At 39.1% G+C, this 14,623-nt stretch carries 8 protein-coding genes; 4 read left to right on the forward strand and 4 right to left on the reverse strand.

The window, feature by feature from the left end:
* Positions 1–532 precede the first annotated feature (532 nt).
* Positions 533–823 (forward strand): RNA recognition motif domain-containing protein, encoded by a 291-nt coding sequence (locus OKW21_RS09095; RefSeq protein ID WP_277479104.1) that lies wholly within the window; start codon positions 533–535, stop codon positions 821–823.
* A 405-nt stretch (positions 824–1,228) separates the two neighbouring features.
* Entirely contained in the window at positions 1,229–1,801 is a 573-nt protein-coding gene (locus OKW21_RS09100) for a hypothetical protein (protein WP_277479105.1), read from the forward strand.
* Positions 1,802–1,843: 42 nt separating this feature from the next.
* Here OKW21_RS09100 and msrA read toward each other — a convergent pair whose 3' ends face one another.
* Entirely contained in the window at positions 1,844–2,518 is a 675-nt protein-coding gene (gene msrA / locus OKW21_RS09105; RefSeq protein ID WP_277479106.1) for a peptide-methionine (S)-S-oxide reductase MsrA, read from the reverse strand.
* A gap of 618 nt (positions 2,519–3,136) precedes the next feature.
* Here msrA and OKW21_RS09110 point away from each other — a divergent pair.
* Positions 3,137–8,641, forward strand: coding sequence for a M6 family metalloprotease domain-containing protein (locus OKW21_RS09110; protein ID WP_277479107.1), 5,505 nt, complete (start codon positions 3,137–3,139; stop codon positions 8,639–8,641).
* A gap of 34 nt (positions 8,642–8,675) precedes the next feature.
* Here OKW21_RS09110 and OKW21_RS09115 read toward each other — a convergent pair whose 3' ends face one another.
* Positions 8,676–9,941: a cation:proton antiporter gene (locus tag OKW21_RS09115; RefSeq protein WP_277479108.1), complete on the reverse strand. Its 1,266-nt coding sequence runs from the start codon at positions 9,939–9,941 to the stop codon at positions 8,676–8,678.
* Positions 9,942–10,228: 287 nt separating this feature from the next.
* Between OKW21_RS09115 and OKW21_RS09120 the strand changes: the two genes are divergently transcribed.
* A complete protein-coding gene (locus OKW21_RS09120; RefSeq protein WP_277479109.1) occupies positions 10,229–10,393 on the forward strand; it encodes a DUF1328 domain-containing protein in 165 nt (54 codons plus the stop codon).
* A gap of 54 nt (positions 10,394–10,447) precedes the next feature.
* On the opposite strand, the gene OKW21_RS09125 is transcribed toward OKW21_RS09120, so the two are convergent.
* Positions 10,448–12,355 carry a DUF3857 domain-containing protein gene (locus tag OKW21_RS09125; protein ID WP_277479110.1) on the reverse strand — a complete coding sequence of 636 codons (1,908 nt, stop codon included), beginning with the start codon at positions 12,353–12,355 and terminating at the stop codon, positions 10,448–10,450.
* Complete coding sequence (locus tag OKW21_RS09130) at positions 12,355–14,412, reverse strand: transglutaminase domain-containing protein (RefSeq protein ID WP_277479111.1); 2,058 nt, start codon at positions 14,410–14,412, stop codon at positions 12,355–12,357. The genes OKW21_RS09125 and OKW21_RS09130 overlap by 1 nt, the downstream gene beginning before the upstream one ends.
* Positions 14,413–14,623 lie beyond the last annotated feature (211 nt).

Raw genomic sequence — 14,623 nt, forward strand, 5'->3', positions numbered from 1 at the left:
AGCTTCTCAGCTAAATTTCTTGCCTCGTGCCTAAGCTTCATTTCCTGGATAGGGATGAGAAAAGTGATATTTGTGATACAGAATTACTGAAAACGATTGCACAACATTAATAATCGTAAGAATTGTAAGTATTGCGGGTTCAAGAAAAAGTAGGGAAGTGTGTTTACAAAACCCAAACTCATATTTACGTCTTAAATAAAGGTTTACGAGACGTATCACTCTCCTCATTCACCCGGTATTTATTTCACAAAATATCGCAATACTGTTGCTATACAATCAGGTAAAAGTATAAAAAAGTGAAATGCGTTTTTTAACTATTTTTTTTCAATAAAGTAGATTTAACTACATTTAAACAGTAATTGTTGGGCAAAAAAATATCATAAAAATATTTGACTTACTTGACAAAAGTCTGAGAAAAAGACTTACATTTGTTTCAGCCAGGATTTATGGCTGTGTTGTTTATTATCAAACCAGATTTTATTCACCCTCTTTACTTCCTGTCTAATAGTGCTTATTTATTAATTTCAGTATCATGAACATTTATGTAGCGAATCTTAACTATAAGGTTCAAGACGAAAATCTAAGAGAATTATTTGAAGAGTTTGGAGAGGTATCTTCTGCTAAAGTTATCAGTGACCGCGAAACTGGTCAGTCCAGAGGCTTTGGTTTTGTAGAAATGCCTGATGAAAACGACGCACTCACTGCTATCGAGGAACTTGACGGAGCTGAAGTTCAAGGTAGATCCATTAAAGTCAACAAAGCTCGTCCTAAGACAGAAGGTAATGGCGGTGGTGGTCGCAGATTTAGCAATCAAAGATACTAATTCACTATAGATCATCGCATTTGAAGCAGGCTTTTCAGCCTGCTTTTTTTTTGCAATCTATAATTGCCCGGCAAATTATTTTGTGATGAATGAGTTTGCTCAACCATAACTAAGCAATAGCCTGCAACTGAATAATACACCTATCTCAACATACCAAACTGTAGGTTTATCTAGAGTGTTACTGCCAGCTGCGCAGGATGATCAAACATTTATGTAGTATGGCGGACAAAACACATGGAGTTAAATTACAGGCTTAAATTTTTAAAAACATCATTATTAACATTAGTTCATAAAATTAGTTAGGTGAATGTTTATAGACGTTTATCTAATTTTTTGATCTGATATTTTTTTATTTAACCCATTAAAATACTTTCCAGAGTATTTATTCTTGATAAACCTGCAGATATGCGAAAGAGTACTGTCCCCCTGATTGTTGCTATAGGTTTTGCTTCTTGCTTCGCTTACTTGCTTTTCAGAACTGTACTGGAACAAAGTGACCACCCTGTTACATTTGAGCTTTTTGCCGCTTTGATTGGCGTTTCAATTACGGTATTGCTTACCAGCATTTTACTTAAGAGACAGACCGGAGCAGAGTTGAGAAAAGAAGAGAACGTAATGTTCCTTGAACTTAAGATGAAGACTTATACTGAGCTCATTGAACAACTTCAGGATATCATCTCAAAGAAAAATGTACTGGAAGAAGATATGATTGAGATAAGGCTGCTCAATCAAAAACTAACTTTTATCGGCAGTGAGGAAGTACTGGTTGCTTTCAATAGCTTTTCAAGATGTTTTGCCCGTCTCGCGTTGAAAGACGGTATTGATGATGACGATATAGATGAGCTATTAGAAGAATTAAGTGAGCTTAGTGTGTATATACGAAAAGATCTGATGAGTACTGCTCCCAGAAAGCTTGACAGTGAAGCTAAGATCAGGGAAGCAGTGAAACGAAGTAACAAAAACCTTGACATTGAGTAAACGACAGCCCCTGCCTTACATAAAGACAGGTATTTTTCAGTATTAGCTTACCCCTTCTTTGAGCAGGGAAGAATAACTCTTCTTAAACTTTTCAACCTTAGGCCTCGCGACATTGATAATGTAGGGGTTATCTGGGTTATGTTCGTAGTAATTTTGATGGTAATCCTCGGCTTCATAAAATTTATCCAAAGCACTAAGCTTCGTGACGATAGGTTCATCATATTTACCCGAATTGGATAACGTTTCCATATAAGCTTTAGCTATGTCTTGCTGTTCTGCATTATGATAAAATATCTCTGAACGGTATTGCTTACCAATATCCGGGCCTTGTCTGTTTAGCTGTGTAGGATCATGAGAAGCAAAAAACACTTCTAGCAATGTTTTGTAAGTAATGACTTCAGGGTCATAATAGATCTGAATGCTCTCTGCATAATTAGTTTGTCCGGCCGCTACTTCCTGGTAAGTAGGATTTGGTTTATCGCCCCCCGCATAACCTGAAACCACACTTTTTACCCCTTTCACTTGCTCAAACACAGCTTCCGTACACCAGAAACATCCTCCGGCAAAGGTAGCGACTCTTAATTCACTCTTCAGGGTTTCAGACAAAGCGGCAGGTTCTACGGTATAACTTGATGACTTAAGTTCACGCTGAGCTTTTTGATTGCTTACACAAGCGACCATAAGAAAGGCTGTAAATAAAAATGATATATATTTCATGGTACAATATTGTGTGGTTCCTTTTACTAACAAACCTATAGCACTGTAAAAAAGTTGTCTCCTAAAGGTAAGCAGATTTCTAATCAAACAATTGTACGCATGCTGACAATCTCAAAGAGTCTTGCTTTCTAGTGTCTGTTCAGAACACTATAAGCGGTAAGGGATACATGTAAGATACACTGTAAAAATATACTAATACATCGGTAAGTATATTTGCTCAAAATAAGCTATTGGCTCAGAATAGTTTTTGGAAAATGAACTAATGTTTATGTAAGATTTTTTGATAAAGAGAATATTTTGAGTGCTGTTTTCGGCATGTTTTAAAAATTACATAGTTCCATAAACCAGAGAAATACTACTCTTTTTTTGTGATTGCTCAAAAAATAAATTAATAAAGTGCAATTAATTATTTAACAAATATCAATAATGAGCATCATGTATTGAAAATGTAAAACTTTTGTCTTTTAAAATTCTAATGTTAGCATAATCCAAATTCCAAACACTTTCTTCATTCGTCAGTTTGCAAAAAGGAGCTACATAAAACTGTTATTATTTTCATATTTTTATTCAGAATTGTTATAGATTTAAAAATTATTACTATGTGCTTAAAGCATTTGTATGAAATATTTTATTAAGGGATGGCTGGTAGGAGTATTACTGATGTTTTCGTACAGTGTACAATCACAAAACACCCTACATTTTTCTCCACCTTCACCCTATCCCGTTGAAGTCACCATGCCCAATGGGCAGACTCTTCAAATTGTAGCGAAAGGCAATGATGAAGTGCACTGGTCTGAAACGATAGATGGTTATACAGTAATCAAAACTGAAACTGGCTACTATGAATACGCAAAGCAACAAAATGGTGAGCTCGTAGCGAGTGGGATTGTTGCCACAGACCCTGAAAAGAGGAATATGCAGCAAGCTCGTCAATTGCTGACAATCAATAAGCATTTAAACGAAGTAAATACAAACCTCACACTCAGAAGAACTCAAGATGTAATATCTTTAAGCAGCACTGAGGAGATAAAAGGGGCAGTACCTCATGAAGGTAAAGTAAAGCTTCTGGCGATATGTATAGAATATCCCGATCTTCGACATAGTGAAGAGGTAGATTATTTTTATAAACTACTGAACGAAGGCGTAGATGGAAAACCTTCATTCCGACAGTATTTCCTGGAGAACAGCTATGGAAAAATGGACCTTTCAGTTGATGTTGTGGGATGGGTACAAGCCTCTAAAAACTACAGCTATTATGGTGATGAGAATGGAAAAGGGCGCACCCGAGAATTGGTCAAGGAAGCCATACAGGCCGCGGAGGCATTAGGCGTAGATTATTCTCAATACGATAATGATGATGACAATGACGTTGATGGTGTACTGATCATACATTCAGGCCCGGGAGCAGAGGAAGGTTCAAGACGGGAGTACATATGGTCACACCGCTGGACTATTCCTTTTGAATATCATGATGATAAATTCATTTTTGATTATATGATCCAGCCCGAAACCCGAGGAGCTTCCTACGACTACTCCGTGGGTATCGGGATTTTTTGTCATGAATTTGGACATCTCCTGGGGCTACCCGATCTATACGACATAGATCTCTATAATGGACAAAGCAATGGTATAGGCAACTGGGGCCTGATGGGACTTGGTCAGTGGCTGGGAAATGAAGATTACCCCTCTGCTATGACTGCCTGGAGCAAGGAGAGTTTAGGTTGGGCAAAGGTTGAGAATATCACACAAGATCTGGGGCGTTATTCTCTCAGCGCTTCCGACCAGTCAGCCAAAATCTATCGGATTGATACTAAGCACAGTAATGAATATTTTCTACTTGAAAACCGTCAGCAAAAAGGCTTTGATCAATACCAAAGAGGCAGTGGAATAGCAATTTGGCATATCAATACCGATAAAACCAGCTTATATCCCTCCAGCAATTCAGTTAATGGAGATGAAAATCTAAAAGGAGTAGATCTGGAAGAAGCCGATGGCAATGCGGACCTGGATGGAGCGATCAACCGTTCCGATGCAGGCGACCTGTTCCCCGGGAGCTCAACGCAGCAGTCTTTTAGTGTATTCACTAATCCCACTTCCGAAAGCTATGCCCGATCTAACAATAGCACTGAAACCGGCATCAGTATAGAAGCGATAGAAGAGGCTGAAAATGGTACGATAAGCTTTCTGCACACCCGTATGTTCTCAAATAGTGGTGTAAATTGTCAAAACCCATTCGTAGCTTTTTTAGGAGAAAATACAGTCAAGAAGTCTAGCTCCTGGTTTGAATTTAGTATGCCAGAGGCAGGAAGTCTCAGGATATCCACAGAACAGGCAGGGCGACCAACTTCAGCTGAAGTATTTGCCGATTGTAATACAAGTACACCGCTGGCAGAAGCATCTTCACCCAACAATGGCAAAGAGCATGTACCCATGAATATCAAATACCTGGCTGAAGGTGAAAAAATCCTGATTCGTTGGAATAATGTAGCAGGCTATAGTCAGGCTTTCAAGTTTAACATTGAGATAGAGGGCAGTGTAAATGTACAGGATTCATTGGCCCTGATAGCAATGTACAATCAGATGGGAGGCTCTGGCTGGAGTAAAAAAGACAAATGGTTAAACGCTCCTGTAAGTAGTTGGGAAGGAGTAACGGTGAACAACGGGCGTGTGACCAGGCTTGATTTCTACAATGCGGGGCTCAAAGGAAGTTTACCAGGAGCATTTTATAGCTTAAAAGAATTACGTTCACTTACCTTTGCCGATAATTCTATTAATGGAACGCTGGATAAAAGATTTGGGCAATTGACCAAGCTGGAGGAAGTATTCATACGACAGCCAAACTTAAACGCAAATTTCCTTTCCGAGCTTTCTGCGCTGAAACAATTGAAGAGTTTGAAGCTTCAGGAGCTGAGCTTGAGTGTAGGACTGCCCCAAAATATAGATCAGTTAAGTGCACTGGAACATTTGGAAATACAAAACTCATCACTTAGCGGAGGTATACCTTCATCCATTGGCAATCTGGTTAAACTAAAAAATCTAATACTTACCAATAACAATCTTACTGGTAGTATACCAACTAGTATGGGAGGGGTGAGAGCATTACAGTTTTTCAACGCTGACAATAACCAGCTTTCTGGTACTTTACCGGCTGAGCTCGTTGAACTTCCAGTTCTGAAAACTTTATCCGTAGAAGAAAATAGACTAAGTGCCCTGCCAACAAATCTGTTCAGCTCTAATTCCCTCACAACATTGAATCTGAGTAATAACTTGATCGGTGGCGAATTGCCTAAGACTGTTATTCGCACAGCTACCGCATACATGAATATTGACCTGAGCGGAAACCAATTGACAGGAATCGTAAGTGAAAATCTCAGCAAAATAAATTACTCCAGACTTGATTTAAGTGAGAACGAACTGGAAGGTAAGTTGCCCGCCCTAAAGGTTGATACTTACATAAGTATCGCAGCAAATAACTTTACACAATTAGAAAAGCTCCAGGATATTGGCCAGAACCAATCTAATCTGATTCTATGGTGCCAATCCAATGCACTTACCTTTGAGGACCTGACCCCTAATTTAGCCTACTTATCAGGCAGCAATGCTGCGCAGCGATATAGTCCTCAGGATACCATCAAAATAGGGGTCAATGAGACAGTTAATGAAGGCGCGACAAAAAATATTGCAATTCTTGAGGATGAAGGACTTACTTCCAATCGCTACCAGTGGTATCTGAATGAGGAAAGCATTAGCAATGCAAACGGGAAGAATTTGGAAATTACGAATTTCAGTAGCAATGATGAAGGCACGTACCTGTGTAAGGTCACTAACACTCAGCTGGAAGGATTGATCCTGAATTTTGGCGGGATTCAGCTTACACTGAAGTCTAAAGAGGTACAGGTGATCGCCGTTAGTCCCATTTCACCCAAGTCGTTCGGAGATGAAGATTTTGATATAGAGGCATCATCAAATTCAGGTTTAGGTCTCACATACAGTAGAATAAGTGGTCCCATTGAACTCACAGGAAGTAAGGTTAGTATTAAGGGAGCGGGAGTTGCTAAAATATTAATCAGCCAGCCTGGAAACAGTACGTATCATGAAACTGAGCAAGTCCTGACTTTTAATATTGCCAAAGCAAGCCAGGAGATTGAAGATATTGATGTATCTCAAAAAACTTATGGAGACAGTAATTTTGTCCTGCCTGTAATAGCCAGTAGTGGTTTGCCAGTTGCCCTCAAAGTAGAAAGTGGCAATGTAGTACTTAATAATAATGAAGTTAGCATCACTGGTGCCGGAGATGTAGTCATAACAGCAAGTCAGAATGGGAGTGAGAACTACCTCGCTGCAATGCCGAAATCTATTCGTTTTAGTACTGCTAAGGCCCCCCAAAGTATTAATTTCTCCGAAATTGATGACCAGGTATATGGTAATGAACCTCTCTCCTTATCTCCGACATCTACGGCAGACCTTCCAGTGACAATTAATGTGGAAGCAGGAAATGTACAGTGGAGTGAAGGACAGGTCGTATTCTTAAGTGCGGGCAGTGTTACATTGAGAGCTTCACAGCCAGGTAATGAGAATTATCAGGCAGCAACGCCTGTATTACGTACTTTTGATGTAGCTAAAGCCGGTCAGGAGATATTTTTTGATGAGATATATGACAGAGACCTTGCCGATCCACCTTTACAGTTAGAAGCATTTAGCAGTGTAGAAGGCTTTGAAGTATACTTCAGACTGCTTGAAGGTGAGGCTGAAATTTCTGAAGCTAATTTGTTGACCGTTTACAATACCGGAAATATTACAGTGGAAGCTTATCATCCGGGTAGCAACAATTACAATGCAGCAGAACCAGTTCAGCAAAGCTTTTTTGTAAGCTCTTCAGCAAAAGAAACCCAAACTATATCTCTGAAGGCGCTGCCGGATACAGTACGCGTATTTGAAGAAGTTGAATTAGATTGGTCAGTCAGTAGTGGTTTAGAAGCTGATATCCTCATTGATGGCTCAGCAAGTCTGAATGAGCATAAGCTTACTTTTACCGCTCCGGGTTTGGTGAGAATTAGATTTGAGCAGAAAGGGAATGAGGAGTTCAACCAGGCATTTCCCGTTGAGCATACATTTGTAGTTTCTAAAGCAAGTCAAACGATCAATGTAAGTGAGCCCGGAGACATTGCGCTGAACGAGGGACAGATACAATTACAAGCGACCAGCGAAAGTGGATTACCTGTAATGTTCCGAATCATATCTGGTAATGGTAATGTGCAAGGCGATATGCTAAGGTTTGACCAGAGCGGTGAAGTTGTGATAGAAGCTTTTCAGGAGGGTAATGAGCTTTACGAGGCGGCAGAGCCTACCCGCTTTTCATTGACCATTTATGCTGAAGAGCGACAATCCCAGACAATATCGTATGAAGAAGTTACTGAAAAGACTTATGGTGATGCCCCATTCCCACTTAATTTAACTTCAACATCTGAACTACCCATTACCATTGAAACAAGTGGACCAGTTTCCCTTGCCGGACAGAAAGTTAGCATAGAAGGAGCGGGTGAAGTGACGATCAAGGCTTACCAGGCAGGCAATGATGATTATGCTCCCAGCGATACTGTTTTTCTAAGTTTCACCATAGAAAAAGCTTCTCAAAATATAGCGTTTGAAGTTGAGGTAGCAGGAGTGGATAAATATTTACTTAAAGCGCAGTCTGACGCTGGCTTACCCATCTCCTTTGAAATCGTAAAAGGTGAGGCAGAAATTATTGCTGACACTTTATTTTTTAGGGGTGATCAGGAGGTAGAAGTAGTGGCTACCCAAGCAGGTAATGAGAATTATCAAGCGGCTGAGCCAGTCACCATGATCATCAATACGGATAAAATCACCTCAATTGATAGTCCAGAAGCGGTAGAGGTCAGTGTATTTCCTAATCCTAGCCAGGGAGTATTCATATTGGACTTCGGGTCAGCTCATCAACAAAGAGTTTTAGAAATTCATACTTCTGAAGGGAAGCAGGTATATTATTCGGATGAAAGTAAAACCCCGACAGAAATAGATTTAAGTGCTCATGCACCAGGTGTTTATCTTTTGCGCGTGCAGCATAAGAATAGCAGCATGTATTATCGTCTCATCAAGAGATAATATACACCTTAACAAGATATATAGTAGGGGCGAATTAGTGACCTTTACGATCCGGGTCAACGCTGATGCCGAGCTTTTTTATCAATTTCTCAACAGTAAGCCCCTGAACGATGATAGAGAATACAACTACCACATAAGTGACAGTCAGGAAAAACTCCCTATTCATATCTGCTGTAAGCGAAAGGGCAAGCGCTATAGAAATTCCTCCTCTTAACCCACCCCAGCTCATGATGAGATCAGTATGGGGTACAAAATTCAGCCTCTCACGAAAGATTGATATTGGAACTTTGAGCACAAGATAGCGGGATATGAGCACGATCAGAATTGCCATCAAGCCTGCAATCAGGTATGTGCTTTCGTAGGAAATAATTAACAGTTCCAGGCCGATCAGCACAAATAAAACTGCGTTGAGAAAGACATCTATCAATTCCCAGAAACGGTCAAGGTAAAGCCTGGTAGTCTCTGACATAGCTGTTTCTCTGGCACTGTTTCCTATAAACAGACCTGCGGCCACTACAGCCAATGGGCCGGAAAAATGGAGCTTACTGGCTAACAGATAGCCTCCCATAACGATGGCCAAAGTGATCATAACTTCAGTCTCATAATGGTCTATGGTTCGTGTAAGATGGAAAGTCAGGTATCCGAGTGCCAGCCCTAATCCAATTCCTCCCACTACTTCTTCGGCAAATAGAATTGCTATTTCTGAGGTTGTTACATTATCCAGCCCTTTGTTGGCGATGTTGAAAAGCGTAAGAAAAATTACTACCCCTACACCATCATTAAAAAGTGATTCACCTACAAATTTAATTTCCAGTTGCTTTGGGACACCTATCTGCTTTAAAATCCCTAAAACTGCGATAGGATCCGTAGGAGAAATGAGGGCGCCAAATAGTAAACAGTGAATATAGCTAACACTGAAGCCTAGCAAATGATTTACTAAGTAAAAGAAAACTGTACCTACCAAAAAAGTAGAAACTAAAACCCCAACAGTGGCCAGTATTAGTATAGGTACTCCCTGTTCCTTAAGTCTTTCCCAATCGGTATGTAGTGCACCTGCGAATAATAAAAAACTGAGAAGTACATCAAGGATTAAATTGCTGAAGTCAATTTGGCTGATAGTGCGTTCTGCAATATTGATGATCCTGTCATCAAACAGGCCACTTATTAGAATAAGAAGTGTAAGTACAATGGCCATGATCATGAGACCAATGGTAGTAGGAAGTTTTAAAAACCGTATGTTGATATAGCCAAAAATTGATGAAATGACTATCAAGAGCGTAATAATCGTAAAAATTTCCATGCTGCGAGAATGGTTTATACATTGATGCCGCCAAAAATATCAAAATTTTTCTCATTAGCTCGTATCACTTCATTTATGATTCACTGAAGTAAGGCTAAGCAAAACAAATAAATACTGTGAATTAACCATTGTAGATTTTATTCCACAGTTTGAGATGGATTTGTTAATTGCTTGCCCCAAAAATAGTTTAGATATAAATCACTAATATTTGATTATCAGTAACTTATGCAAATAGGGCGTGTTTTTGTGCTCAACATAATACATTTTTTAACCAAAAAGCTTCAGTTATGCTTAAATGGACAGTAATATTTTTGATCGTAGCCTTAGTAGCTGCAGTACTTGGATTTGGCGGTATCGCCTCTGGTGCAGCATCAATTGCTAAGATTTTATTCTTTATTTTCTTAGTACTATTTGTGATTTCCCTGATTATGGGATTTGTGAGAAAAAACTGACATTAAAATGCCCTTGACAATATTCTTTTGTCGAGGGCTTTTTTTTAAGCTACATCAGGTTGATTTCTTGAGCACTATTTTTTGAGCGTCTTTCTGAGCAACCCGCTCGTAAAACTCCACTAATTCAGCATAGGAAGAAGAGGGGAAATTTCCTTTGTTGGCTTTAAACGTGCGCGTATAAACAATTTTACCTTGTTCTTCCTTAAACGTAATTGAATACTCTCCAAAATCTGATACTATAATAGAAGATTCCGGAATGTACTCGGGATGCATATTTTCAGGGATGAGATAGGTAATGGTATCAGTATCTACAAAAGCTTTGGTAGTCACTACATCATGCATTCTATCTTTCAAATCCGGAGGAGTTCCATCCAATTGGTTTAAGAGATTAGGGGTAAAGAAAAGTCTTGAATTACTGCTTTGCGCATATTTCTCCAGACTGATCTCTAACTTTTCCTTGATACTCGCTTTACCTTCTGCGTTTTTTATGTATTGGTATTGATTAAGGGTGAAATTTGGTATGGAAGTTTTCTGATAAATGATCATTTCCTGTTCACTCGCAGTTACTTCAAGAATTGAACTGATATGGTCATATTGCAGCCCCTGATAAGTCGTTAGTACCTCTGCTTTTCCATGGCCTTCTTCTGCCAGTGATACTACAGCACTTCTGATTTGCAAGTTTTCATCTCTGTGATACGACTTGGTTCTTCCGATTTTGCCACCATCCTCATCGATGATCAACACATCTCTATCACTTGTAAAATACCCTAGATAACCAAAGGGGATTTTCTGATCTGTACATTCCAGCCAGATCGTATCATTTTCAATGGGAACGCAGAGAATGGCATGGTTGAACTGCGTGCTGGGAAAATCTTTAAATATGGGTGAGGCTTGCGCGCCGGCTCTGATCAAAGTGTAGTAACTGTCTATTCCGGCGGTTTTTAAGAGAGCTTTGGTATAATTTGTTAAGGCTTTACAATCCCCGTAACCCACATTATCTACCGTGATAGCATCAAAAGGTTGATACCCCCCGATGCCTAACTGTATACTAACATAACGAGTTTTAGATTGCATATATTCATAAATCAAACGTATCTGTTCACGCTTGTCATCAACATGATTTATCAGTTTGAGCACTTCGTCTTGGGTGGCCTCAGGAAGGATGTCTTTACCGGCATTGAGCTTTTTGACCCAAAGGCCAAAGTTTTCCCAGCTTTCCATATTGCCGGCATAGCCTTCAAATTCAAAATCATTGGGAGCGAAATAAACAGTAGGAACGAGCTGTGAAAATTCAGGACTTAATGGCTCCTTTTTCAGAGCTGCAAAGTTTTCAAGGGTCCAGGTAGAAGTTTGTACTTCATCTGAGGTGCTGATTACAGGGTCTTCATGTATGTTGTTAACTTTGTATCGGTAACTTATGTCTTTAGGTGTCGTGATGCTAAAGACAGATTTTTCTACGGCATGTTGATCCGCACCTACCGGGTCCCAGTCAGGATAGTAAAACAAACCATCAAACTCTATCTCATAACTATATTCTATGGTGTAGGGATACTGATGACTGTTATACATATAATAAATCATGCGGTTGTCATCATAAAGTGAGTATGAGGCGTTCGAGCTGAAATCTTCCATCTCATTTTTTTTGACTTTTTTTATGACCTCACCCTTTGCGTCATAAATTGTACAGGAGATGTTTTTTACCTTGCGCTGGGGATCATAAGAGATATACAAAGGCGCAAAATTGTCTCCGTGTTGATTAAGGATAGTAATTGCTCTGTGCACTTCTAATTTCGCTTCATCTATGGCTTTAACCTTAAATGTTTCTTCTTCTAAGCGAGTTACGGCATCAGCATTGACTCTAAGTTTGTCATCCAGTTTGCTGATATTGTATTTTGGTACACTATTCGCCCAAGCCATCATGCTCAGCAATAAGAAAGGCAAACACATAATATAAATTCTCATTATTCAGACTTTTGAATTTTACGTAAAACGATTTGTTCTGCTTGCTTGGCAACGATGAGGTTATAAAACTCTCTCAGATTCGGGTATTCCTGAGCGTAAAATCTACTCTTATTGATTTCAAGCTTATTGACCACCTGTATGATATGTCCTATTTGCTTAATTTGATATATGAAGCGGGCATTACTTTCAGGTAAGGCGATGATTAAATCTTCAGGTAGCTCTTCGACCTCATAACCTTCAGGAAGGTTAAGGTTCATCATGTACATTTGTTTGTTGGTATAGGCATAATCCACAGGATACATCCTGTCTTTTAGTTTGAAGGGGTTTTCCTTGATCTGGTCAATTAATACCGGGTTGAAATAAATCAGATTACCCGCCTGTAGTATGCCATCAGTAGTAGTAATTTCAATGTCTTCTTCTAATGATTCATAAACGTCCTTCCATTTGTCAGCTGCATAGTGAGTAATATTCCAACCAGCGTTTTCTTTTTCTAGATCTTCTCTTCTTTTCTCCTCTTTTTGATGATACTTTTGTCTTAATTTGAGTGCCTGGTAGTCACTGGCCGACACCTTTATATTAGCTTCCAACTGTCTGTCTTGATTAAAAGATACATTTGCGACCATCATCATTTTGGAGTCTGCGTTATTCAACGCATCAAGATTAACCCATTTTTCACCTTGCGCTTCTGAAATAATTCTGCCCATTCCATTGAGACAACGGACAGGAAGTAAGTTGTAGGGACAATTTTGTTCAGTCGCGTCCAGCAGTAGGCTTTGTCCTTCTATATTAACCTGGACGATGACATAATTATATTGTTTAAGCATGGGATAAGAGGAAATCATCATACCATGGGAACGGGTGCTCAGGGCCACCGGCTCTGCCTGAATTCCTAAAGCTCTCAGCATCGCGATTAAAGTAAGGTTGATGTCTGCAGAATTTCCTGACTGTTCATCCAGGGTTTTCTTGCTAGTTTGTCCGGCAAACAAACTTTGTTCACCATTCCAGCGCACTTCATCCCGCATATACGAGTAGAGAATAGCCAGTTTTTTCAAATGATCTGTTACGCCCGCGCTAAGTTCATCAGCTAACTTTTTTACGGCTCCTTTCTTGTCAATGATACTTCCAAACTGCTCGGCATCAAGCAATTCTTTATCAATGTCTTCCCAGCTTGTGGTAAATATCTTCATGGTTTCACCCGGAAACTGAATGCTGGAGAGTTCAAAAGAAACCTTCATCACATAGTCATCCATGGTTGTGATATAAGGCTCCTCCACAAGTGCAGGAATATCTCTTGCAGCCCATCTTTCTGTATGTACCGTAAAATTTAATGAATGATTTTTATATTGAGTATGTACCTGAGCATCCCGAAAGCCATTTCCTCCATGTCTGGTTTTGGATGAAAAGTTGAACATGTCTGATTTATTACCTGTCTCATGTATGGTTAGCGGATAATACCCTCTCTGAAACTGCTTATAATTGAAATATTCAGGTATTGCTACGTTATACTCACTCCATATTACTGGTATTTCTTTCTGGAATTCCCAGTCTTGTAAATTGAATAAAAAATCAGATGTAATCGTATATTCATATTCAAGTACAGAGCCTACTTTAACCGCTGGCATTGTAAATTTAGCGATGTCATAATTTTCACTATACTTTTCAATAAACTCACTGCTGTTCCTCAGCTTTTCTTTCTTCTGCTTACCGTCAATCAAGTTATAGGTATAGCCTTTTACTCCAGTGATGCCTTCTTTTTCACTACCGTCACGATAAAGGGGTATTTCTACATTTGCGTGCTCATAACCATCAGATGTAAGGATTTTAATTCTTGTATGTCTGGTAAATTTCAATTTGATCCCTGAAGCTTGATTATAAATGAACCTGGTATGACCTATATCACTTAATACCACTGCCGATGCACTGCTGTCCCGAGGATACACCTCCATCAAAAGTTCTTCCTCACTGATTTTTCCAAATTTTATCTCCTGATGCTGTCCGAATAATAATAGGGGAAATGTAATAAATGTAACCAACAGTAAATAATACGCACTTTTCATTTTTATAACTTAAAACTTAATAATTATACAAATATTACATATATAATTTAATAATGAAAATTAAAATAAAAAAAGTTATATAAATATGGTTGAAATGATTGGGTGCAATGACAATTAAGAATATCCCATCATGAGGGAAAGTGTATAGCGAATAGCCTGAATCGGGATCAAAAGCGTAAGAAAAATTTACAGTAAATCAGTATTAGTTTAA

The organism is Catalinimonas alkaloidigena (assembly GCF_029504655.1).
GTDB lineage: Bacteria > Bacteroidota > Bacteroidia > Cytophagales > Cyclobacteriaceae > Catalinimonas > Catalinimonas alkaloidigena.

Bases quoted from the DNA above. Each gene is read 5' to 3' on its own strand.
- OKW21_RS09095 (WP_277479104.1), top strand. From the start codon at position 533: ATGAACATTTATGTAGCGAATCTTAACTATAAGGTTCAAGACGAAAAT.
- OKW21_RS09100 (WP_277479105.1), top strand. From the start codon at position 1,229: ATGCGAAAGAGTACTGTCCCCCTGATTGTTGCTATAGGTTTTGCTTCT.
- msrA (WP_277479106.1), bottom strand. From the start codon at position 2,518: ATGAAATATATATCATTTTTATTTACAGCCTTTCTTATGGTCGCTTGT.
- OKW21_RS09110 (WP_277479107.1), top strand. From the start codon at position 3,137: ATGAAATATTTTATTAAGGGATGGCTGGTAGGAGTATTACTGATGTTT.
- OKW21_RS09115 (WP_277479108.1), bottom strand. From the start codon at position 9,941: ATGGAAATTTTTACGATTATTACGCTCTTGATAGTCATTTCATCAATT.
- OKW21_RS09120 (WP_277479109.1), top strand. From the start codon at position 10,229: ATGCTTAAATGGACAGTAATATTTTTGATCGTAGCCTTAGTAGCTGCA.
- OKW21_RS09125 (WP_277479110.1), bottom strand. From the start codon at position 12,355: ATGAGAATTTATATTATGTGTTTGCCTTTCTTATTGCTGAGCATGATG.
- OKW21_RS09130 (WP_277479111.1), bottom strand. From the start codon at position 14,412: ATGAAAAGTGCGTATTATTTACTGTTGGTTACATTTATTACATTTCCC.